We start from the raw sequence: 21,131 nt of genomic DNA, 5'->3' as shown, positions 1-21,131 counted from the left end.
GGGCCCGCCCGGCGGTTCGTGCGAACCCGCCGCCGTCCTTGCCAAAGCCCGCGCGGCTGCCTCGGTCGCGGCTCCCTGCCCTCCGACGGCCGGGGAACCCGAGCACCGGCCTCACGCCTGGCGGCGGCAGCGGCGGCGGATGGATCGGCCGGAGCACAAAACGCCCGCCGGGCCCCCGGACCGATGCGCGCCTCGATCCGGGACCGGCCGTTCGCGTGATTTCCGGGGTGACCGTTGCTGGTAAGACTGACCTCGTGACCGTCCGCCGAACCTTCGCACCCCGCATCGACTTCAGTGCGCTGCGCCACGAGCTCGAGCTGCCCGACGCGTTCTCCGCGCCCGCGCAGCAGGAGGCCGAGGCCGCCGCGCGCAAGACGTTCGAGGACCGGCCCGACCGGACCGATCTCGAGTTCGTCACCATCGACCCGCCCACGTCCAAGGACCTCGACCAGGCGCTGCTCATCCAGCGGCGCGACGGCGGCTACCGCGTCTACTACGCGATCGCGGACGTCGCGGCGTTCGTCGAGCCCGGCGGCGCCCTGGAGCACGACACGTGGCAGCGGGGGCAGACCGTGTACCTGCCCGACGGCAAGGTGCCGCTGCACCCGCCGGTGCTGAGCGAGGGCGCGGCGAGCCTCCTGCCGGACCAGGTGCGCCCGGCGGTGCTCTGGGCGATCGACGTGGACGGCGAGGGCAACGCCGTCGGGGTCGACGTGCGGCGGGCGCGGGTGCGCAGCCGGGCCAAGCTCGACTACGAGTCGGTGCAGCGCGACGCGGACGCGGGCCGGCCGCACCCGTCGATCGCGCTGCTGCCCGAGATCGGCAAGCTGCTCGTGGCCCGGGGGCTGGAGCGCGGGGCCGTGAACCTGCCGATGCCCGAGCAGGAGATCGAGCCCGACGGGGACGGGTGGCGGCTGACGCTGCGGGCGCCGGTCGCGGTGGAGGAGTACAACGCGCAGATCTCGCTGCTCACGGGGGTGTCGGCGGCGCGGATCATGCTCGACGGCGGCGTCGGGCTGCTGCGGACCATGCCGCCCGCGCCGCCGGAGACCGTCGAGGCGCTGCGGCTGGCGGCGAAGGCCCTGGACGTAGCGTGGCCGGACGGCGCGACCCCGGGGCAGATGATCGCGACCCTGGACCCCGCTCAGCCGAGGGCGGCGGCGCTGCTCGACCAGGCCGCCGAGATGATGCGCGGCGCCGGCTACACGCCGTTCGACGGCGGGCCGCCGCAGCAGCCGCTGCACGCCGCCGTGGCCGCGCCGTACGCCCACGTGACGGCCCCGCTGCGGCGCCTGGCCGACCGGTACGTCACCGAGGTGTGCCTCGCGCTGCACGCGGGCGCAGCGGTCCCCTCGTGGGCGCGGGAGGCGCTGCCGAAGCTGCCGGAGGTCATGACGCGGACCGACCGGGTCGCGGGCGCGGCCGAGCGCGGGGCGGTCGACCTGGTGGAGGCGACGCTGCTGCAGGGGCGGGTGGGGGAGACGTTCGAGGCCGCGGTGCTCGACGTGGACCGGGCCAAGCACCGGGCCGACATCGCGATCGACGAGCCCCCGGTGCGGGCGCGCTGCGAGGGCGACGCGCTGCCGCTGGGGGAGCGGATCGCGGTGCGGCTCACGGAGGCGGACCCGGCCAGGCGCAAGGTGACGTTCCACGAGGTGTGACAAAGGTGCGCACGGGCCTCGGCGGGGCTCCGTCGGGGGAAACGATCCGCGGGAGGTACAACAGAAGGCATGAGCTACGACCAGATCGAGCTGCCCGACGTCTCGGGCCTGTCCGTCGGCATCATCGGCGGGACGGGGCCTCAGGGGCGCGGCCTCGCATACCGTTTCGCCCGCGCCGGCCAGCGGGTCCTCGTCGGCTCGCGCTCCACCGAGCGCGGCGAGCAGGCGGCCCGGGAGCTGCGCGAGATGCCGGGCGTGCACGGCGTGGTCGAGGGCGGGGACAACGCGTTCGCCGCGGGAGCCGACGTCGTCGTCATCGCGGTGCCGTGGGAGGGGCACGGGGCCACGGTCGCCGAGCTGGCGCCGCAGCTGCGCGGCGGGCGGATCGTGGTCGACTGCGTGAACCCGCTCGGCTTCGACAAGCAGGGGCCGTATCCGTTGCGCGTCGAGGAGGGCAGCGCGGCCGAGCAGGCCGCGGCGCTGCTGCCCGAGGCCCGGGTGTGCGCGGCGTTCCACCACGTGAGTGCGGTACTGCTGGCGGATCCCGACGTGGACGCCGTGGACCTCGACGTGCTCGTGCTCGGCGACGACCGGGACGCCGCGCTGCAGGTGCAGGCGCTCGCGGGGCGGATCAGCGGCATGCGGGGCGTGTTCGCGGGGCGGCTGCGCAACGCGGGGCAGATCGAGGCGCTCACCGCGAACCTCATCGCCATCAACAAGCGCTACAAGGCGCACGCGGGGATTCGGGTGACGGACCTGTGACCGCGGTCTTCGACCCGTGGTCCGCGGAGTTCGTCGCGCGGCCCTACCCGGCCTACGCGCGGCTGCGCGAGGAGTCGCCGGTGCTGTGGTTCGAGCCCAGCCGGCAATACCTCGTCAGCCGCCACGAGGACGTCAACGCGCTGCTGCGCGACCGCCGCCTCGGGCGCAGCTATTCGCACGTCGCCACGCACGAGGAGATGGGCCGCACGGCGCCGCCGGACTACCAGGAGCCGTTCTGGACCCTCAACAACAACGGCATGCTCGACCGTGAGCCGCCCGACCACACGCGGCTGCGGCGGCTGGTGTCGCAGGCGTTCACGCCGCGGCGGGTCGAGGCGCTGCGGCCCTACGTCCAGCGCCTCGCCGACGACCTGGTCGACGCGTTCGTGGCGCGGGGCGGCGGCGACCTCATCGCGCAGGTCGCCGAGCCGCTGCCGGTGACCGTGATCGCGGAGCTGCTCGGCGTGCCCGAGGCCGATCGGCACCGGCTGCGGCCCTGGTCGGCGGCGATCTGCGGGATGTACGAGCTCAATCCCGCCCGGGAGACGGCCGAGGCGGCGGTGCGGGCGTCGGAGGAGTTCACCGAGTATCTGCGCGCGCTGGCCCGCCGGCGCAAGGAGGACCCGCGCGACGACCTCGTCAGCGCGCTGGCCGCGGTGGAGGGGCTCAGCGAGGACGAGCTCATCGGCACGTGCGTGCTGCTGCTCAACGCCGGGCACGAGGCCACCGTCAACGTGACCGGCAACGGCTGGCGGGCGCTGCTGCAGCACCCGGAGCAGCTGGCGAAGGTCAGGGCGGACCCGGACCTGCTCGGCCCGGCGATCGAGGAGCTGATGCGGTTCGACACCCCGCTGCAGATGTTCGAGCGCTGGGTGTTCGAGGACATCGAGGTGCACGGCGTGACGATCCCGCGCGGCAGCGAGGTCGCGCTGCTGTTCGGCTCGGCCAACCACGACCCGGCCGCGTTCGCCGAGCCCGAGGCGCTCGACGTGACCCGGCGCGACAACCCGCACATCTCGTTCGGGGCGGGCATCCACTACTGCCTCGGGGCGCCGCTCGCGCGCATCGAGCTGACGGCCTCGTTCGGGGCGCTGCTGGCGAAGGCGCCCGGCCTGCGGCTGGTCCAGGACCCGGTCTACAAGCCCGGGTACGTCATCCGGGGCCTGCAAAGCCTCGAGGTTTCTGTGTAGGAGCGCCGGACGGCGGCCGATATCACCGGTAACGAAACCGCGTGATTGGGGTCTTGATGTCCGTCTTCGCCAACATGGGCATCGTCTCGAAGATCGGCATCCTCTGCGCCGCCGGGGTGCTGGTCTCGGCGGCCGCGGGCACCGTCGGCCTGCTGTCCCAGCGTCAGCTGAGCCGGCAGGCCGACACCGTCCACACCCTCGACATCGCCAGCAGCCTGCTGCACCACCTCGACACGCGCGAGTCGGAGCTCAAGGTCGACGCGTACCGCTCCATCGCCGAGGCCGACATCGCCGCGATCCTCGCCGACCTGCCCGACGATCTGGGCTCCGTCACCGGGACCATCGCCGAGCTCGACGCGCTGGCGCTGCCCGCCGACGTCGACGCCGACCTGGCCGCCATCAGGACCGACGCGCTGGCGTTCAACGACTTCATCGGCACCTTCATCCGGGGCGCCCAGGCCGACCAGGCCTCCGTGCAGGGACGCGAGGGCGACATCGCCGCGCGCAACCACGCCGTCGACGACAAGATCGGCGCGCTCGAGGACAAGCTCGACGGGCGCATCGCGCAGGAGCGCGGCCGGATGGCCGACACCCAGAGCCGGGCGAACTGGGCGACGGCAGCCGCGCTGCTGCTCGGCGTGCTGGTGTTCCTCGGGATCGCGATCCCGGTGGCGCGCGCCATCATCCGGCCCGTGCGCAAGGTCCGCGCGGTGCTCGAGGCGCTCGCCCAGGGCGACCTCACCCAGCGGGCCGGGATGACCGGGCGGGACGAGATCGGCCAGATGGCCGCGAGCCTGGACGCGGCGATGGGGAGCATCCGCAGCTCGATCTCGGCGGTCAGTACCAGCTCGGAGAGCCTCGCCGACGCCTCCCGCCAGCTGTCGCGGGTCAGCGAGGAGATCGCCGGGGCCGCCGACTCGACGAACCAGCAGATGGCGGACGCCTCGATGTCCTCGCACGAGGTGTCCCGGCACGTGAGCACGGTCGCGACCGGCGCCGAGGAGATGGGCGCGTCGATCCACGAGATCGCGCGCAACGCCGCCGACGCGGCCGGCGTGGCCTCGGGCGCCGTGCGCGAGGCGGGCGCGGCCAACGAGAAGGTCGAGCGGCTCGCGGTGTCCTCGGCGGAGATCGGCAACGTGCTCAAGCTCATCACCACCATCGCCGAGCAGACGAACCTGCTCGCGCTGAACGCGACCATCGAGGCCGCCCGCGCGGGGGAGGCGGGCAAGGGCTTCGCCGTCGTCGCCAACGAGGTCAAGGACCTCGCGCAGGAGACGGCGAAGGCGACCGAGGACATCCGCCGGCGCGTGAGCGCGATCCAGGCCGACACCGGCGCCGCGGCCGAGGCGATCCGGCGCATGGGCGAGGTCGTGGAGGAGATCAACCAGTACCAGGCGACGATCGCCTCGGCGGTCGAGGAGCAGTCGGCCACCACCGCGGAGATGAGCCGCTCGGTCGCCGAGGCCGCCACCGGCGCGGAGAGGATCGCGGCGAACATCGCCGGCGTGGCCGACGCGACCGCCGCCACGACCCAGGGCGTCGGCGCGGCGAAGGGCGCGGCCGGCGAGCTGGACCGGATGTCGCAGGACCTGCGCCGGCTCGTCTCGCACTTCACGTTCTGACCGGGAGTCGCCGTCCGCCGGTTCCGGGCTGTTCATGACTCGGGTCCGCGGTGGTGCGGACCGTCGCTCCCGCCAGACACCGCTCGGCGCTGGCGCGCCGTCGCTGCCAGGCCCGCGGTTGGTCACCCCGACCGGCTGTCAGTCCATCGAGCCCCGACCCGGCGATGGCCCTCCGCGGAGCAAACGCGCCAGACGCCGGCGCGGCCTGTCACCACGGTCCAGCATTGCAAATATCCGACATACGCGGCGTCGGGGTATAAATCCGATATGTCACGGCGCGAAGCGCCCGACATATCGGGCACAGCGTGCGGCGGCCGAGCCCGGCTTCCCGGGCCCGGCCGCCGCACCGGCGAAGAGCCGTCAGTCGAAGGTGTGCTCCTGCGCCGGGAACACGCCCGTGCGCACCTCGTCGGCGAAGGCCCGGGTGGCGTCCGACAACGCCCCCGCCAGGTCGGCGTAGCGCTTCACGAACCGCGGCGTCCGCCCCGTGCGCAGCCCCGCCATGTCCTGCCACACGAGCACCTGCGCGTCCGTGTCCGCGCCGGCCCCGATCCCGACCGTCGGGATGTGCAGCTCGTGCGTGATGCGCTTGGCGACCTCGCCCGGCACCATCTCCAGGACCACGGCGAACGCGCCCGCCTCGGCGACCGCGTGCGCGTCCTCGACCACGTCCTCGGCCGCGTCCCCGCGGCCCTGCACGCGGAAACCGCCGAGCGCGTGCTCGCTCTGCGGCGTGAACCCGATGTGCGCCATGACCGGGATGCCCGCGCTCACCAGCGCGGCGATCTGCGGCGCGACCCGCCGGCCTCCCTCGAGCTTCACCGCGTGGCAGCCGCCCTCCTTCATGAAGCGGACCCCGGTGCGCAGCGCCTGCGCCGGGCCCTCCTCGTAGGAGCCGAACGGCAGGTCCCCGACGACGAGCGCGCGCCGGGTCGAGCGGACCACCGCGCGCACGAGCGGCAGCAGCTCCTCCTCGGACACGGAGACCGTGGACTCGTACCCGTAGACATTGTTGGCCGCCGAGTCCCCGACGAGCAGGACCGGGATGCCGGCCTCGTCGAAGATGCCGGCGGTGTACTGGTCGTACGACGTGAGCATCGGCCATCGCTCGCCGCGCTCCTTGGCGGCGATCAGGTCACGGGTGCGGACCCGGCGATTGACGGCGCCGCCGTACAAGGACGGGATCTCGGACATCAGCGTCCTCCTCGTTTCACTCCTCGAGGCCCCATCCGGGGTCCCCGGGCTCAACACCCCCGATGGTCGCACCGGCGGCGGCGATTGGTACCGGGACGATGCGGTTTTTCACATCGCCGGAACCGGGATGAGCGCTTCGGCGTCCTGTGCGTTGCGCCACCGGGCGAGCTCGGGCAGTACATCGGCGGGCACGTCCTGCAGGGGATCGAGCACGACCCGGCCCTCCTGCTCGGCCAGCGCCAGCAGCACCACCCGCCGCACCCTGGCCTGCAGGTTCGCCACGACCGGCGCGTCGAGCGTGAGCGCGGCCAGGAACGCGTCGAGGATCGGCTGCACCGGCTCGAGCCGGAAGTCCAGGCCGGTGCGCAGCACCAGGTCACGCACCTGTGGCGGGACGGCGTCGCCGAGCGTGAGCCCGGTGACCCGCTCGGGGCCGAGCGCGTCGCAGGCGACGACCGCCGCGACGGACGAGCCGAGGTCGCCGGCGAGCTCCAGGGCGACCGGGCGCGACCGCGCGCGGTCACGGAACCGGTCCACGAGTGAGGGCCACAGCTCGGAGGTCATGCCCCGTCCCATACCCACTCCGGGCCGTTCACGCCCGTGCCTGGTCACATACCGTGGTCCGGTAACTTGTGTGTAATACCGTCGGGCGAGACTTGCCCGAATTGGCCGTAGACAGCTCGTGGGGGCATCTCGTGGACCGTCAGCAGGAGTTCGTGCTCCGCACGCTCGAAGAGCGGGACATCCGGTTCGTCCGGCTGTGGTTCACCGACGTGCTGGGCACCCTCAAGAGCGTCTCGGTCGCGCCGGCGGAGCTCGAGTCGGCGTTCGAGGAGGGCATCGGCTTCGACGGGTCCGCGATCGAGGGCTTCGCCCGGGTCTACGAGTCGGACATGGTCGCCATCCCCGACCCGACGACCTTCCAGGTGTTCCCGTTCGAGGGCGGCATGTCCGGCGAGAGCGCGCGCATGTTCTGCGACATCACGCTCCCCGACGGCTCGCCCTCCTGGGCCGACCCGCGCCACGTGCTGCGCCGGGCCCTGTCGAAGGCGGCCGAGAAGGGCTTCACCTTCTACACCCACCCCGAGATCGAGTTCTTCCTGCTGGAGAACCTCGGCGAGCACGGCTCGGTGCCGCGGCCGGTCGACACCGGCGGCTACTTCGACCACACCACGCACTCGGTGGCCCGCGACTTCCGCCGCCAGGCCGTGCTCGCGCTGGAGCGGATCGGCATCTCGGTCGAGTTCAGCCACCACGAGGTCGCGCCCGGGCAGCAGGAGATCGACCTGCGCTACGCCGACGCGCTCACCACGGCCGACAACATCATGACGTTCCGGCACGTCATCAAGGAGGTCGCGCTGTCGCACGGCGTGCACGCGACCTTCATGCCCAAGCCGTTCACGGAGCAGCCGGGCAGCGGCATGCACACCCACCTGTCGCTGTTCGAGGGCGAGCGCAACGCGTTCCACGACGCCAGCGACCCGATGAAGCTGTCGAAGGTCGGGCAGGCGTTCATCGCCGGGCTGCTCGTGCACGCCCGGGAATACACGGCGATCACGAACCAGTGGGTGAACTCCTACAAGCGGCTGTTCCCGCAGACGCTGCCGAACCGGATCACCGAGTCGCCCGCCTACGTCTGCTGGGGCCACAAGAACCGCTCGGCGCTCGTGCGCGTCCCGGCCTACGGCAAGCCGAACTCGGCCCGCGTCGAGGTCCGCTCGCTCGACGCGGCCTGCAACCCGTATCTCGCCTACGCGGTGATGCTCGGCGCCGGCCTGCGCGGCATCGAGCAGGGCTACGAGCTGCCGCCCGGCGCCGAGGACGACGTGTGGGCCCTCACCGACGGTGAGCGCCGCGCGGCCGGCTACGAGGCGCTGCCGGAGAACCTCTCCGAGGCGATCGACGTCATGGCCGGCTCGGAGCTCGTCGCCGAGGTGCTCGGCGAGCACGTCTTCGACTTCTTCCTCAAGAACAAGCGCACGGAGTGGGAGGAGTACCGCCGGGTCGTCACGCCGTTCGAGCGGGAGCGGTACCTCGGCATGATGTGACGCTCACCCGAAGCGCTCGGTCCGGACCCGCGAGGGCTCGTGGCCGAGCGCGACGAGGATGTCGGCGACCGTCTCCACGAACCCGGTCGGGCCGCAGACGAAGACGTTCGGCGCGAAGTCCTTCGGCCACGCGTGGGTGTTGACGTCCACGAGGCCGATCCGCTTGCCGCGCACGCGCGTGTGGATGTGGCGCACGTCCAGCCCCCCGTCGTCGCGCGCCCGCCGCCGCAGCTCGTCGGCGTAGATCGCGTCCTCCGGCGTCCTGACGGAGTGCAGCAGCTTGAACGGCGTCTTCGAGCCCGAGGCGGCCCGCGCCCGGATCATCGCCATCAGCGGCACGATCCCGGACCCGCCCGCGATGAGCTGCACGGGAGCCGGGTCCGACCGCCGCCAGACGAACCATCCGCCGATGGGTCCCCGCACCTCCACCGGCCACGAGATGTCGTACGTGTCCGTCAGGTACGGCGAAACCTCACCACCGTCGAGGCGCTGCACCGTGATCTCCAGCCCCGACGCCGACGCGATCGAGTAGCTGCGCTGCGCCCGGTAGCCGTCGGCGGCGGTGAGCCGCACGTCGACGTGCTGGCCGGGCAGATGCCCCGGCCAGTCCCCGTCGACGTCGAACACCAGCGTCCGGGCCGTCGGCGTCTCCTGCCGAAACGACCGAAGGACCGCCCGCCGCCAGGTCAGGCGACCCCCGCTTCGCTCCGGCCGGCCGGCCTCAGAGCTGTGCTGCATGCTGAGCGGCCCCTCCGCTTCGCTCCGGAGCACTCAGTCTCCCTGGTACCGCTGCTCGCGCCATGGGTCTCCGTAGTTGTGGTACCCGGCCCCCTCCCAGAAGCCAGGCTCGTCCGTCGGCATCATCCGCAGCCCGTGCACCCACTTCGCGGACTTCCACAGGTACAGGTGCGGCACCAGCAGCCGCGCCGGCCCGCCGTGCTCGGGGCTGAGCGGCTGCCCCTCGTACCGGTACGCCACCCACGCCTGCCCGTCGACCAGGTCCTCGAGCGGCAGGTTGGTGGTGTACCCGTCGTAGGAGTGTGCCATCACGAAGTCGGCCGTGGTCTCGACGTCCGCGAGGAGGGTGTCGACCGCCACGCCCCGCCAGCCGGTGCCCAGCTTCGACCACTTCGTGACGCAGTGGAGGTCGACGGTGACGTCCTCGGACGGCAACGCGGTGAACTCGGCCCAGTTCCAGCCGCGCTCCTCGCCCGTCTCGGTGGTGATCACGAACTCCCACCGCTCCGTGCGGACCTTCGGCGTCGGCCCGGCCGAGAGGACCGGGAAGTCGTGGGCGAGGTACTGCCCGGGCGGCAGGGCCGGGTCGCCCCCGCGGCGCCGCCCGTGGAAGCCCGGCGTGATGATGCTCATGCGCCCATCGTCCCCCCCCTCGTGGCGGTGGATATTGTCAGTACGTGACGATCGACGGCGCTCCCCGGGGGACCCTGGCCCTCGTGGTCGAGAACGACCCCTCCGACGGCCCCGGCCGTCTCGCCGACTGGCTGGTCGCCGGCGGCCTGCGGCTCCAGGTCGTCCGGCCGCACGCCGGCGACGCGCTGCCCGAGACCCTCGACGGCTTCGCCGCGCTCGTCGTGCTCGGCGGGGAGCAGGACGCGTTCCCCGACGCCGAGGGCGAGCGCGGGGCCCCCTGGTTCGACCAGCTCGACGGGCTGCTGCGCAAGGCGGTCCGGCACAGGGTCCCGACCCTGGCCCTCTGCCTCGGCGCCCAGCTGCTCGCCCACGCCCACGGCGGCACCGTGGAGCGCAGCTCGGCCGGGCCCGAGATCGGCGTCAAGCTGGTCGCGCGCCGCGACGTCGCCGACAACGACCCGATCTTCGCCGCGGTCCCGTTCGCCCCGGACGTGTTCCAGTGGCACCGGGACGAGATCGTCGAGCTGCCGATGCACGCGACCCTGCTGGCCGCCTCGACGCACTACCCGGTCCAGGCGTACCGGCTCGGCACCGCGGCCTGGGGCCTGCAGTTCCACATCGAGTGCGACCTGCCGATGTTCGCCACCTGGGCCATGGAGGGCGTGAACACCCTCATCGAGCTGGGCATCGACCCGGTCGAGATGCTGGAGGGGGTCGAGGCGGCCCTGCCCGACGTCGAGGAGATCTGGAAGCCGTTCGCGGAGCGGTTCGCGGCCGTGGCGCTGGGCCGCACGCCCCACGCCGGCGAGGGCGGGCTGCGCTCCCTGCCGCTGCTCGGGCCGCGCTGATGGACCCGATCAAGGTCAGCCCCGCCCACCTGGCCCGGTTCGGCTTCACCGACAACGAGCGCACCGAGGCGATGGCCGGGCCCGACGGGCTGCGGCTGTGGGACCCGCACGCGCGCCGCCCCGCCGACGACGAGACCGCGGCGGTGCTCGACCAGCTGTACTTCGCCGCCGACCCCGACCTCGCCCTCTTCCAGCTGCAGCGGCTCGTCGATGCCGCGGGGGAGGAGGTGCGCGCCGCCGTCCTGGCCGACAAGGCGCTGCGGCGGCGGCTCATCGGCGTGCTCGGCGTCTCCGCCACCCTCGGCGACCTGCTCGTGGCCAACCCCGACGAGTGGCGTGAGCTCGTCGGGGAGCAGAACAAGCGCGCGGCCGGCTACGAGACCCGGGACGTGTCCACGGTGCCGTTGCTGCGCGCCGGGTACCGCCGCGAACTGCTGCGCATCGTCGCCGCCGACCTCACCGCGGCCGCCGACGTCGAGGTCACGATGCGGCGGCTGACCGAGCTCGCCGACGCGACACTGGAGGCGGCCCTGGCCATCGCCGTCGCGGAGCGGCGGGCCAAGGAGCCCGGCGCGGACGAGGTCCGGCTCGCCGTCATCGCGATGGGCAAGTGCGGCGGCCGCGAGCTCAACTACGTCAGCGACGTCGACGTGGTCTTCGTGGCCGAGCCCGCGGGCGACACCGACACCGAGACGGCGATGCGCGCGGGCAGCGCGCTGGCGGCCCGGATGATGGAGATCTGCGGCTTCGTGGCGTGGCCGGTCGACGCCGCCCTGCGCCCCGAGGGCAGCCGCGGCGCGCTCGTGCGGACCGTCGCCTCGCACCTGGCGTACTACCGGAAGTGGGCCAAGACCTGGGAGTTCCAGGCGCTGCTCAAGGCCCGCCCGGCCGCCGGGGACCGCACGCTCGGCGAGCGGTGGCTGGCCGAGCTGCAGCCGCTCGTCTGGTCCGCGGCCGAGCGCCCGGAGGCCGTCGACGAGGTGCGCGCGATGCGCCGGCGGATCATCGAGGCGATCCCGCGGGCCGAGGTCGACCGGGAGATCAAGCGCGGCCCGGGCGGGCTGCGCGACATCGAGTTCGCGGTCCAGCTGCTGCAGCTCGTGCACGGCCGGGCCGACGAGTCCCTGCGGACCCCGACGACCCTGGCCGCCCTGCGGGCGCTCATCGAGGGCGGCTACGTGGGGCTGGCCGACGGCGAGGCGCTGCTGCGGGCGTACCGCTTCCTGCGGGTCGTCGAGCACCGCCTCCAGCTGCAGCGCCTGCGCCGCACGCACACGGTCCCGGACGACCCGGACGGGCTGCGCTGGCTTGCCCACGCGCTCGGCTACCGCCCCAACGCGGCCCGCGACGCCGTGGAGTCCTTCCGCACCGAGTGGGTCCGCCACGCCGGCGAGGTGCGCCGCCTGCACGCCAAGCTCTTCTACCGCCCGCTGCTGGAGGCGGTCGCCCGGGTCCCCTCCGAGCAGCTGCGGCTCACCCCCGACGCCGCCCGGGCCCGCCTCGACCTGCTCGGCTTCGCCGACCCGGCCGGCGCCCTGCGCCACATCGAGGCCCTCACCGGCGGCGTGTCGCGCACCGCGGCCATCCAGCGCCAGCTGCTCCCGGCGCTGCTGAACGAGTTCGCCGACGCCCCCGAGCCCGACCGCGGCCTGCTGGCCTACCGCCAGATCTCGGAGAAGATCGGCAACACGCCCTGGTATCTGCGCCTGCTGCGCGACGAGGGCCCGGTCGCGCTGCGGCTGGCGCGGCTGCTGGCGCTGTCGCGGTACGTGACCGACCTGCTCGTCCACGACCCGGAGGCGCTGCGCCTGCTGGCCGACGACGCCGAGCTGGTGCCGCGCAGCGCCGAGGTGCTCACCGAGGGCTTCGCGGCCGCCGCGGCCCGCCACGGCGACCCGGAGGCGGCCATCAACGCCGTGCGCGCCCTGCGCCGCCGCGAGCTGTTCCGCATCGCCTGCGCCGACCTGCTCGGCCTGCTCGACGTGACCGCCGTCGGCGACGCCCTGTCCGCCGTGATCGACGCGACCCTGCGCGCGACCCTGGGCGTCACGGCCGCCTCCGCGCCCGACGTGCCCTTCGCCATCATCGGCATGGGCCGGCTGGGCGGCGCCGAGACGAGCTACCCGTCCGACGCCGACGTGCTGTTCGTCTACGAGGCCCCTCCCGGCCGGGCCGACGACGCCGCGGCCAAGGCCGCCCTCACCGTCGCCGAGGAGCTGCGCCGCCTGCTCGCCCGCCCCGCCCACGACCCGCCGCTGGGCGTCGACGCCGACCTGCGCCCCGAGGGCCGCCAGGGGCCCCTGGTCCGCAGCCTCGGCGCCTTCCGGCAGTACTACACCCGCTGGTCGAAGGTCTGGGAGGCCCAGGCCCTCCTGCGCGCGCGACTGGTGGCCGGCTCGGCCTCGCTGGGCGCCCGGTTCCTGGAGCTGGCCGACACCAAGCGCTACCCCGACGGCGGCCTGACCCGGGAGCAGATCCAGGAGATCCGCCGCCTGAAGGCCCGCGTGGACAGCGAGCGCCTCCCGCGCGGCGCCGACCCCGCGACCCACACGAAACTCGGCCGCGGCGGCCTCGCGGACGTCGAGTGGACCGTCCAGCTGCTGCAGCTGCAGCACGGCCACGCCGTCCCGGCCCTGCGCACCCCGCGGACGCTGGAGGCGCTGGCCGCCGCCACCGAGGCCGGCCTGCTGTCCGGGACCGACGCCGCCGAGCTCGAGGCCGCCTGGCGCCAGGCCTCCCGCGTGCGCAACCTGCTGACCCTGGTCCGCGGCCGCGCGACGGACCAGCTGCCGCGCCAGGGGCCCGACCTGGCCGCGGCCGCCTCGGCCCTGGACCCGGGGGCGGAGCCGCAGGAGTTCCTGGACGAGTACCTGCGCGTGGCCCGCCGCGCGCGGGCGGCGGTGGAGCGCATCTTCGACGGCGCCTGAACACGCGAGCGGCCCGCCCCCAGCCGGGGACGGGCCGCTTCCTGGCCGAGGCCGGGATCACACGTCGTAGTACATCGCGAACTCGTGCGGGGTCGGGCGCAGGCGCACCGGGTCGACCTCGTTGGCCCGCTTGTAGGAGATCCAGGTGTCCACCAGGTCCTGCGTGAACACGCCGCCCTCCAGCAGGTAGCCGTGGTCGGCCTCGAGGGTGTTGAGCACCTCGTCGAGGGAGCCCGGCACCTGCTTGACGTTCGCGACCTCCTCCGGCGGCAGGTCGTACAGGTCCTTGTCGATCGGCGCCGGCGGCTCGATCTTGTTCTTGATGCCGTCGAGGCCGGCCATCAGCATCGCCGAGAACGCGAGGTACACGTTCGCCGACGGGTCCGGCACGCGGAACTCGACGCGCTTGGCCTTCGCGTTCGTGCCCGTCACCGGGATACGCGTGCAGGCCGAGCGGTTGCGCTGCGAGTACACCAGGTTGACCGGCGCCTCGTAGCCCGGCACCAGGCGGCGGTAGGAGTTGACCGTCGGGTTCGTGAACGCCAGCAGCGACGGGGCGTGGTGCAGCAGGCCGCCGATGTACCAGCGCGCGGTGTCCGACAGGCCGCCGTACCCGGCCTCGTCGTAGAACAGCGGCTCCCCGCCCAGCCACAGCGACTGGTGGGTGTGCATGCCCGAGCCGTTGTCCCCGAAGAGCGGCTTCGGCATGAAGGTCGCGGTCTTGCCCGCGGCCCACGCCGTGTTCTTCACGATGTACTTGAACAGCTGGAGCTGGTCGCCGGCCTGCAGCAGCGTGCCGAACTTGTAGTTGATCTCGGCCTGGCCGGCGGTGCCCACCTCGTGGTGCGAGCGCTCGACGACGAAGCCGGCGCCCAGGAGGCGCTGGACGATCTGGTCACGCAGGTCGGCGTAGTGGTCGACCGGCGGGACGGGGAAGTAGCCGCCCTTGTACGCGGTCTTGTAGCCCCGGTTGCCGCCCGGCTCGTCCTTGCCGGAGTTCCACCAGCCCTCGACCGAGTCGATGTAGTAGTACGCCTGGTTCGCCGACGTCTCGTGGCGGATCGAGTCGAAGATGTAGAACTCCGCCTCGGGGCCGAAGTACGCGGTGTCCGCGATGCCGCTCGACTTGAGGTAGGCCTCGGCCTTCTTGGCCACGTTGCGCGGGTCACGGGAGTAGGCCTCGCGCGTGAACGGGTCGTGGATGAAGAAGTTGAGCGCGAGGGTCTTCTCGACCCGGAACGGGTCGATGAACGCCGAGGTCGCGTCCGGCAGCAGCATCATGTCCGACTCGTGGATCGCCTGGAACCCACGGATGGACGAGCCGTCGAAGGCCAGACCCTCCTCGAAGACCTTGTCGTCGAAGGACTCGACCGGGACGTTGAAGTGCTGCATCACGCCCGGCAGGTCGCAGAAGCGAACGTCGACGAAGCGGACGCCCTCATCCTTCACGTATCGCAACAGCTCTTCAGAATTGGCGAACACTCGTCCTCCAGGTCGCAGGCAAGACCAGTCTGGTGATCACTTCAGTGTGAAGGTGGCTGGTTGGTCGCGACCGTAGAACTGTGCGATTGCCCCGGCATGTCTCGACTGTTTCCGCTGTGTTTCGCCGCCCGTGGCTCGGCCGTTCAGCGGCGAGCGTCGTTCGATAGTCTGACCCGTCGTGGAGAATGTACGACCCGCGCCGGCAACTCTGGCCCGGCGTTTCGGCGCCCTGTTGATCGACTGGATATCGTGCCTGCTCATCGCGGGTGCGTTCGCGAAGCCGGTCGATGAGCCCTGGCTCGCGCCGGGGGTCTTCGTGGTGGTCTACGCGCTGTTCCTCGGCTTTTTCGGCCAGACCCTCGGCATGCGGCTCTTTCGCATCCGCTGTGTGTCCATGAACACAGGGGGGCCGCTGGGTGTACCGCGGGCGCTCCTGCGGGCGATCGTGATGTTGCCGCTGGTCACGGCGCTGATCATGGACCAGAACCAGCGAGGCCTGCACGACCGGGCCTCGGGCTCGGTCGTGCAGGCCGTCTAGCTGCCCGCTGTCCGGGCCGGCTGCCGGGCTCAGCGCCCGCGCATCGCCTTGAACTGCCCCTTCGGGGGCTTCATGTTCTTGGGCAGGGCACCCCGCGGCATCTGCGGCCGGGCCGAGAGCGCCTTGAGCCGCTTGTCGAGGGAGTTGACGTCCTTGGCCGTGATCGTGCGGGGCAGCCGGATGAGCATATTGCGCAGCTTGGGGAGGGGGATCTGGCCCTCCTCGTTGCCGACCATGTAGTCGCGCAGCTCGGCGTTGCCGATGACCTTGACCAGCCGGCGCCGCTCCTGGCCGATGAGGCCCTTGACCCGGCCCGGGTTGCCCTCGCCGATCAGGATGACGCCGGGGCGCCCGATGACCAGGTGCACCATGTCGAACTGGGTGGTGGAGGCGATGGCCGGGCTGACCCGCCAGTCGCCGCGCATGTTCTCGATGATCGAGGCCGCCGCGCCCGGCTGCCCCTCGGCCTCTCGCATCATCGCCTTCTGCGAGCGCAGGTTGAGCACGATGACGGTGCCGAGCAGCGCCAGCAGCACGCCGAGCGGGGCCCAGATCCAGGACACGCCCAGCGCGATGGCGACGCCGACCGCGATCAGCGGCACGAGGACGACCGTCACCACGAGGGGCACGAACGCCTTGTCGCGCTTCGCGGTGAACGAGAAGACCATGCCGATCTGTTTGAGCCGCGTGAAGAAGGAGACCTTCTCCGGCTCCTGGGCCTTTGCCATACCTGCGAGTCTAGATGGACACGCTCAGGAGTTGAGAGCCCGGTTCTCCAGCGCCTGGCGGTAGAGGCGTCCGGCGCGGTACGAGGAGCGCACCAGCGGCCCGGAGAGCACCCCCGCGAAGCCGATCTGCTCGGCCTCCTCGCGCAGCTCGACGAACTCCTCGGGCTTGACCCACCGCTCGACGGGGTGGTGGCGCGGGGTCGGCCGCAGGTACTGCGTGATCGTCACCAGCTCGCACCCGGCCTCGTGGAGGTCCCTGAGCGCCTGCGTCACCTCGGCCCGCTCCTCGCCCATGCCGAGGATCAGGTTCGACTTGGTGACCAGGCCGGCCTCGCGCGCCCTGGTCAGCACGCCCAGCGACCGCTCGTAGCGGAACGCGGGCCGGATGCGCTTGAAGATCCGCGGCACGGTCTCGACGTTGTGCGCGAGCACCTCGGGGCGGGCCTCGAAGACCTCGTCGAGCAGCTCCGGCTCGCCGTTGAAGTCGGGGATGAGCAGCTCGACGCCGCACCCCTCGACCAGGGCGTGGATCTGCCGGACGGTCTCGGCGTAGAGCCAGGCGCCGCCGTCGGGCAGGTCGTCGCGGGCCACACCGGTGACGGTCGCGTACTTCAGCCCCATCGTCGCCGTCGACTCGGCGACCCGGCGCGGCTCGTCCGCGTCGAACTCGGCCGGCTTGCCGGTGTCGATCTGACAGAAGTCGCAGCGCCGGGTGCATTGGTCGCCGCCGATGAGGAAGGTCGCCTCGCGATCTTCCCAGCACTCGTAGATGTTGGGGCAGCCGGCTTCCTGGCAGACCGTGTGCAGGCCTTCGCGCTGGACGAGCCCCCGCAGATGCGTGTACTCGGGACCCATCTTGGCCGAGACCTTGATCCACGACGGTTTGCGCTCAATCGGCGTCTCCGCGTTACGCGCTTCGATGCGCAGCAGACGACGGCCTTCGGGAACAACGGCGGTCACAGCTCGAAGACTACGCCCGGCGACTGCCCAAGAACCGGGAACGCGATTGACGTCACGTCTTGCACGTTTCCGAATCACCCGGTCCGGCAATAGGCGAACAGTGGCGCTCAACGACACGCTGGTGGCCTTCGCCGACGGAAACCCGATCGATGTCCTGCGGTCCTACCCCGTGCTGGACAAGCCGGCGACCCGCGCGCTCGTCGAACGCCTCTTCCCCGGGGCCGAGATCGAGGAGATCGGCGACGAGCTGCTCGTCGACGCCCTCAACCCGCCGGCCGACGTGGTCTGCGTCGGCTGCTTCAGCGGCCTCGACCTGGTGTGCAGCTGGGGCCTGACCCCGCGCCGCCCGTCCGAGCTCGACCCCGTGGTGCTGGCCGCGAGCGAGCGCCGCAACGTCTACCTGCACGCCGCCCACAGCGACGCCGGCTGGTGCAGCTACGGCGTCTGGCGCGACGGCTCCCGCGTGCGCGCGCTGAGCGTGTGCGCCGACCCCGCCGTGGTGGAGGACGAGGGCGAGCGGCTGGGCTTCGAGCAGTCCGGCACCGACCCCTGCGAGCTGAGCTGCGCGTCGATGCAGGGCCTGTTCGGCTTCGCCTGCGACGACCACGAGCGCATCGACGACGTCGACCCCGAGCTGATCCCGGTCGTCGCCTACCGGGTCAGTACAGCGTCGTGAGGTGCCGCTCGACGATCGGCAGCAGCTCCTCGACGGTCACGTCCCGGCCCAGCTCGGCCGAGAGCGACGTCACGCCCGCGTCCCGGATGCCACAGGGCACGAAGATGTCGTACCGCGACAGGTCGCAGTCCGCGTTGAGCGCGAACCCGTGCAGCGTGACCCCGCGGGCGACCCGGATGCCGATCGCCGCGACCTTGCGGTCGGGGCCCCGCTCGTCGGCCGGCACCCAGACGCCGCTGCGGCCCTCGACCCGGACCGTGGCGACGCCGAGCTCCGCGCAGACGTCCATGAGCAGCTGCTCCATGCGCCGCACGTACGCCACCACGTCGACGGGATCGGGCAGCTTCACGATCGGGTAGCCCACCAGCTGCCCCGGCCCGTGCCAGGTGATCTTCCCGCCGCGGTCGACGTCGATCACCGGCGTGCCGTCGAAGGGCCGGTCGGCGGGCTCGGTGCGCTTGCCGGCCGTGTAGACGCTCGGGTGCTCCAGCAGCAGCACCGTGTCGGGCGCCGTGCCGTCGGCCACCTCCGCGTGGACGCGCCGCTGCTCGGCGAGCGCCGCCTCGTAGTCCACGAGCCCGGCCCGGACGATTCGCATACCCACCACGCTGGTCACCTGGCCAGACTACGCCGCGGCCACCGCACGACGGCCGCGGGATTTGTGTGGGAAGCGGACATAGTGGTGCGTCGAAGGTCACACATAGCGTGGTGCTCCCCACAGCAGAAAGGGCACCGCCATGCCCAGGCCTTTGCGCTGGATCCTGCCCGCGGCCGCCGCGCTGGTCGCCGCGATCGCGCTCACCACCGTCTCGACGCCCGCCTACGCCGCCACGCTCACGACGGTCGGCAGCTTCGGGTCGAACCCCGGCAACCTCACGATGTACTCGTACCGCCCCGACGGCCTCCCCTCGGGGGCGCCCCTGGTCGTCGCGATGCACGGCTGCACCCAGAACGCGACCGACTACTTCACCAACTCCGGCTGGCGCAAGTACGCGGACCTGTGGAAGTTCGCCCTGGTCCTGCCCGAGCAGAAGTCCGCCAACAACAGCACGAGCTGTTTCAACTGGTTCGAGACCGGCGACACCGCCCGCGGCGCGGGCGAGCCGCTGTCGATCAAGCAGATGGTCGACTACGCGGTGGCGAACTACGGCACGAACCCGGCGAAGGTGTACGTCACCGGGCTCTCGGCCGGCGGCGCGATGACGGCCGTGATGCTGGCCACCTACCCGGACGTGTTCGCCGGCGGCGCGATCATGGCCGGCCTGCCGTACCGCTGCGCCACGTCGATGACGGCCGCGTACAGCTGCATGAACCCCGGCGTCGACAAGACCCCGGCGGCCTGGGGTGACCTCGTGCGGGGCGCGTACTCCGGCTACTCCGGCGCGCGGCCCCGGGTCGCGATCTGGCACGGCACCGCCGACACCACGGTGGCCCCGGCCAACGCGACGGAGCTGCGCGACCAGTGGACGAACGTGCTCGGCGTCGGCCAGACCCCGACGTCGACGGCCTCGCTGCCCGGCGGCACGTCCCTGTCGAACTACGGGGACAAGGTCAAGGTGTACCTCGTGTCGGGCATGACCCACGCGACGCCGGTCGACCCGGGCTCGGCGACGGAGCAGTGCGGCACCGCGGGCACGTACTACAAGGACACCATCTGCTCGTCGTACTACCAGGCGCTCGACTGGGGCCTGTCCAGCGGCGGCCCGACCACCGGCCCGACGACCGCCTCCCCGACGTCCTCGCCGACGTCCTCGCCGACGCCGAGCCCGACCCCGACGCAGGGCTCCGGCCCGTGCGTGCGCGCCTCGAACTACGCGCACGTGACCGCCGGCCGGGCGCACCAGACCGGCGGCTACACGTACGCGAACGGGTCGAACCAGGCGATGGGCCTCTACAACGTGTTCACCACCCACGGCCTGCGGCAGACCGCCGCCAACTACTACGTGATCGACGACGCGGCCTGCTGAAAGGGCCTCTTTCGACGGCGCGGCGCGCGAGCCTCGCGCGCCGCCGCCCTCGCCCTTCGCCGCCGGCTAGCCGGCCGACGGCACGGACTGCCGCAGCGCCTCCTCGACGGTGCGGTGCGCGAACGGGAAGCCCTCGCGCATCAGCACCGCGGGGAGCACCCGCTGGCTGGCCAGGGCCTCGCCGCCGAACTCGCCCTTCGCCGCCGGCTAGCCGGCCGACGGCACGGCCTGCCGCAGCGCCTCCTCGACGGTGCGGTGCGCGAACGGGAAGCCCTCGCGCATCAGCACCGCGGGGAGCACCCGCTGGCTGGCCAGGGCCTCGCCGCCGAACTCGCCGACGGCGGCCCGCAGCGCGAAGCCGGGCACCGGCAGCAGGTTGGGCCGGTGCATGACCCGCGCGAGGGTGTCGGAGAACTCGGCGTTGGTGACCGGCTCGGGGCCGGTGAGGTTGACCGGCCCGGACAGCTCGCGCTCGAGCACGAACACGACCGCGGCGAGCCAGTCGGGGACGGAGATCCAGGGCAGGTACTGCCGCCCATCGCCCATCCGCCCGCCCGCGAAGAGCTTGAACTGCAGGTAGAGCGGTTTGAGCAGGCCGCCCGCCGGGTCCAGCGGGAACCCGGTGCGCAGCAGCGCCACCCGCGTCCCGGCGTCCTCCGCGGGCCTGGTCGCCGCCTCCCACACCTTGCACACGTCGGCCAGGAAGCCCTCGCCCGCGGGGGAGGACTCGTCGACGGCCCGGTCGCCGGTGTCCCCGTAGAACCCGACGGCGGAGGAGTTGAGCAGCACCTTCGGCCGCCTCGGGGCCGTGGCGATCGCCCGCGCGAGGGTGCGGGTGGTGTCCACGCGGCTGTCCACGATCGTCTTCTTGTACTGCGCGGTCCAGCGCTTGTCCCCGACCCCCGCGCCGGCCAGGTTGATCACCGCGTCCGCGGCCGCCACGACCGTGCCGTCCAGCACCCCGGCGGTCGGGTCCCAGCGCACCTCGCCGGGGCGGGGCGGGCGCCGCACGAGCGGTGTGACCTGGTGCCCGGCGTCGCGCAGGTGCGGGATGAGCCGCTGGCCGAGAAAGCCGGACGCCCCCGCGATCAGGATCTGCATGAGGTCATCTTGCCCGGATCCGTCCCGGGAGAACATCAAGGGGCGCCCCGGCC

At 72.6% G+C, this 21,131-nt stretch carries 20 protein-coding genes; 10 read left to right on the top strand and 10 right to left on the bottom strand.

The window, feature by feature from the left end:
* Window positions 1-254: 254 nt before the first annotated feature.
* The 4 genes from ACQP1P_RS39885 to ACQP1P_RS39870 all read left to right on the top strand — a co-directional run bounded on the left by ACQP1P_RS39885 (window position 255) and on the right by ACQP1P_RS39870 (window position 5,238).
* On the top strand, window positions 255-1,661 hold the full coding sequence (locus tag ACQP1P_RS39885; protein WP_433079335.1) for an RNB domain-containing ribonuclease: 1,407 nt from the start codon (window positions 255-257) through the stop codon (window positions 1,659-1,661).
* Window positions 1,662-1,730: 69 nt separating this feature from the next.
* Window positions 1,731-2,423: an NADPH-dependent F420 reductase gene (npdG, locus tag ACQP1P_RS39880; protein ID WP_433079333.1), complete on the top strand. Its 693-nt coding sequence runs from the start codon at window positions 1,731-1,733 to the stop codon at window positions 2,421-2,423.
* Complete coding sequence (locus tag ACQP1P_RS39875; protein ID WP_433079331.1) at window positions 2,420-3,613, top strand: cytochrome P450; 1,194 nt, start codon at window positions 2,420-2,422, stop codon at window positions 3,611-3,613. Before npdG ends, ACQP1P_RS39875 begins: the two co-directional genes overlap by 4 nt.
* 41 nt (window positions 3,614-3,654) lie before the next feature.
* Window positions 3,655-5,238, top strand: a complete 1,584-nt coding sequence (locus ACQP1P_RS39870; protein WP_433079329.1) for a methyl-accepting chemotaxis protein — start codon at window positions 3,655-3,657, stop codon at window positions 5,236-5,238.
* Window positions 5,239-5,598: 360 nt separating this feature from the next.
* Here ACQP1P_RS39870 and panB read toward each other — a convergent pair whose 3' ends face one another.
* Window positions 5,599-6,432, bottom strand: coding sequence for a 3-methyl-2-oxobutanoate hydroxymethyltransferase (gene panB, locus ACQP1P_RS39865; protein ID WP_433079327.1), 834 nt, complete (start codon window positions 6,430-6,432; stop codon window positions 5,599-5,601).
* Window positions 6,433-6,540: 108 nt separating this feature from the next.
* Entirely contained in the window at window positions 6,541-6,996 is a 456-nt protein-coding gene (locus ACQP1P_RS39860) for a hypothetical protein (protein WP_433079325.1), read from the bottom strand.
* Window positions 6,997-7,127: 131 nt separating this feature from the next.
* Here ACQP1P_RS39860 and glnA (ACQP1P_RS39855) point away from each other — a divergent pair, with 131 nt between their 5' ends.
* A complete protein-coding gene (gene glnA / locus ACQP1P_RS39855) occupies window positions 7,128-8,480 on the top strand; it encodes a type I glutamate--ammonia ligase (protein WP_433079323.1) in 1,353 nt (450 codons plus the stop codon).
* A 3-nt stretch (window positions 8,481-8,483) separates the two neighbouring features.
* Here the strand turns inward: glnA (ACQP1P_RS39855) and ACQP1P_RS39850 are convergent, their stop codons facing one another.
* Both ACQP1P_RS39850 and ACQP1P_RS39845 read right to left on the bottom strand, forming a co-directional pair.
* Window positions 8,484-9,218 carry a ferredoxin reductase gene (locus ACQP1P_RS39850; protein ID WP_433090308.1) on the bottom strand — a complete coding sequence of 245 codons (735 nt, stop codon included), beginning with the start codon at window positions 9,216-9,218 and terminating at the stop codon, window positions 8,484-8,486.
* A 33-nt stretch (window positions 9,219-9,251) separates the two neighbouring features.
* Entirely contained in the window at window positions 9,252-9,851 is a 600-nt protein-coding gene (locus ACQP1P_RS39845; protein ID WP_433079321.1) for a sulfite oxidase-like oxidoreductase, read from the bottom strand.
* A gap of 44 nt (window positions 9,852-9,895) precedes the next feature.
* On the opposite strand from ACQP1P_RS39845, the gene ACQP1P_RS39840 reads away from it, so the two are divergent.
* A complete protein-coding gene (locus ACQP1P_RS39840) occupies window positions 9,896-10,699 on the top strand; it encodes a type 1 glutamine amidotransferase (protein ID WP_433079319.1) in 804 nt (267 codons plus the stop codon).
* Window positions 10,699-13,626, top strand: a complete 2,928-nt coding sequence (locus ACQP1P_RS39835) for a bifunctional [glutamine synthetase] adenylyltransferase/[glutamine synthetase]-adenylyl-L-tyrosine phosphorylase (protein ID WP_433079317.1) — start codon at window positions 10,699-10,701, stop codon at window positions 13,624-13,626. Before ACQP1P_RS39840 ends, ACQP1P_RS39835 begins: the two co-directional genes overlap by 1 nt.
* 57 nt (window positions 13,627-13,683) lie before the next feature.
* On the opposite strand, the gene glnA (ACQP1P_RS39830) is transcribed toward ACQP1P_RS39835, so the two are convergent.
* Window positions 13,684-15,108, bottom strand: coding sequence for a type I glutamate--ammonia ligase (glnA, locus tag ACQP1P_RS39830; RefSeq protein ID WP_433079315.1), 1,425 nt, complete (start codon window positions 15,106-15,108; stop codon window positions 13,684-13,686).
* Window positions 15,109-15,286: 178 nt separating this feature from the next.
* Between glnA (ACQP1P_RS39830) and ACQP1P_RS39825 the strand changes: the two genes are divergently transcribed.
* On the top strand, window positions 15,287-15,646 hold the full coding sequence (locus ACQP1P_RS39825; RefSeq protein ID WP_433079313.1) for an RDD family protein: 360 nt from the start codon (window positions 15,287-15,289) through the stop codon (window positions 15,644-15,646).
* A 29-nt stretch (window positions 15,647-15,675) separates the two neighbouring features.
* Here the strand turns inward: ACQP1P_RS39825 and ACQP1P_RS39820 are convergent, their stop codons facing one another.
* Both ACQP1P_RS39820 and lipA read right to left on the bottom strand, forming a co-directional pair.
* On the bottom strand, window positions 15,676-16,374 hold the full coding sequence (locus ACQP1P_RS39820; RefSeq protein WP_433079311.1) for a DUF4191 domain-containing protein: 699 nt from the start codon (window positions 16,372-16,374) through the stop codon (window positions 15,676-15,678).
* 24 nt (window positions 16,375-16,398) lie between these two features.
* Entirely contained in the window at window positions 16,399-17,334 is a 936-nt protein-coding gene (gene lipA, locus ACQP1P_RS39815) for a lipoyl synthase (RefSeq protein ID WP_433079309.1), read from the bottom strand.
* A gap of 100 nt (window positions 17,335-17,434) precedes the next feature.
* Here lipA and ACQP1P_RS39810 point away from each other — a divergent pair, with 100 nt between their 5' ends.
* Window positions 17,435-18,010, top strand: coding sequence for a DUF6928 family protein (locus ACQP1P_RS39810; protein WP_433079308.1), 576 nt, complete (start codon window positions 17,435-17,437; stop codon window positions 18,008-18,010).
* On the opposite strand, the gene lipB is transcribed toward ACQP1P_RS39810, so the two are convergent.
* The gene (lipB, locus tag ACQP1P_RS39805; RefSeq protein WP_433079306.1) at window positions 17,994-18,608 is read right to left on the bottom strand and encodes a lipoyl(octanoyl) transferase LipB; all 615 of its coding nucleotides are present in this window, start codon (window positions 18,606-18,608) and stop codon (window positions 17,994-17,996) included. The two genes, ACQP1P_RS39810 and lipB, sit on opposite strands and share 17 nt — an antisense overlap.
* 139 nt (window positions 18,609-18,747) lie before the next feature.
* On the opposite strand from lipB, the gene ACQP1P_RS39800 reads away from it, so the two are divergent.
* Entirely contained in the window at window positions 18,748-19,977 is a 1,230-nt protein-coding gene (locus ACQP1P_RS39800) for an extracellular catalytic domain type 1 short-chain-length polyhydroxyalkanoate depolymerase (RefSeq protein ID WP_433079304.1), read from the top strand.
* Window positions 19,978-20,043: 66 nt separating this feature from the next.
* Here the strand turns inward: ACQP1P_RS39800 and ACQP1P_RS39795 are convergent, their stop codons facing one another.
* Both ACQP1P_RS39795 and ACQP1P_RS39790 read right to left on the bottom strand, forming a co-directional pair.
* Complete coding sequence (locus ACQP1P_RS39795; protein ID WP_433079302.1) at window positions 20,044-20,136, bottom strand: hypothetical protein; 93 nt, start codon at window positions 20,134-20,136, stop codon at window positions 20,044-20,046.
* Window positions 20,137-20,184: 48 nt separating this feature from the next.
* Window positions 20,185-21,078 carry a TIGR01777 family oxidoreductase gene (locus tag ACQP1P_RS39790; protein WP_433079300.1) on the bottom strand — a complete coding sequence of 298 codons (894 nt, stop codon included), beginning with the start codon at window positions 21,076-21,078 and terminating at the stop codon, window positions 20,185-20,187.
* Window positions 21,079-21,131: the final 53 nt, after the last annotated feature.

The organism is Dactylosporangium sp. CA-052675 (assembly GCF_050947935.1).
Taxonomy (GTDB): domain Bacteria; phylum Actinomycetota; class Actinomycetes; order Mycobacteriales; family Micromonosporaceae; genus Dactylosporangium.
Note: the sequence above shows the minus strand (reverse complement) of the source record. Positions and strands in the feature narration are given on the sequence as shown.

Excerpts from the sequence above, each read along its gene's own strand:
- panB (WP_433079327.1), bottom strand. The coding sequence starts at position 6,432 with ATGTCCGAGATCCCGTCCTTGTACGGCGGCGCCGTCAATCGCCGGGTC.
- ACQP1P_RS39835 (WP_433079317.1), top strand. The coding sequence starts at position 10,699 with ATGGACCCGATCAAGGTCAGCCCCGCCCACCTGGCCCGGTTCGGCTTC.
- npdG (WP_433079333.1), top strand. The coding sequence starts at position 1,731 with ATGAGCTACGACCAGATCGAGCTGCCCGACGTCTCGGGCCTGTCCGTC.
- ACQP1P_RS39860 (WP_433079325.1), bottom strand. The coding sequence starts at position 6,996 with ATGACCTCCGAGCTGTGGCCCTCACTCGTGGACCGGTTCCGTGACCGC.
- ACQP1P_RS39800 (WP_433079304.1), top strand. The coding sequence starts at position 18,748 with ATGCCCAGGCCTTTGCGCTGGATCCTGCCCGCGGCCGCCGCGCTGGTC.
- ACQP1P_RS39850 (WP_433090308.1), bottom strand. The coding sequence starts at position 9,218 with ATGCAGCACAGCTCTGAGGCCGGCCGGCCGGAGCGAAGCGGGGGTCGC.
- ACQP1P_RS39845 (WP_433079321.1), bottom strand. The coding sequence starts at position 9,851 with ATGAGCATCATCACGCCGGGCTTCCACGGGCGGCGCCGCGGGGGCGAC.
- ACQP1P_RS39790 (WP_433079300.1), bottom strand. The coding sequence starts at position 21,078 with ATGCAGATCCTGATCGCGGGGGCGTCCGGCTTTCTCGGCCAGCGGCTC.
- lipB (WP_433079306.1), bottom strand. The coding sequence starts at position 18,608 with ATGCGAATCGTCCGGGCCGGGCTCGTGGACTACGAGGCGGCGCTCGCC.
- ACQP1P_RS39820 (WP_433079311.1), bottom strand. The coding sequence starts at position 16,374 with ATGGCAAAGGCCCAGGAGCCGGAGAAGGTCTCCTTCTTCACGCGGCTC.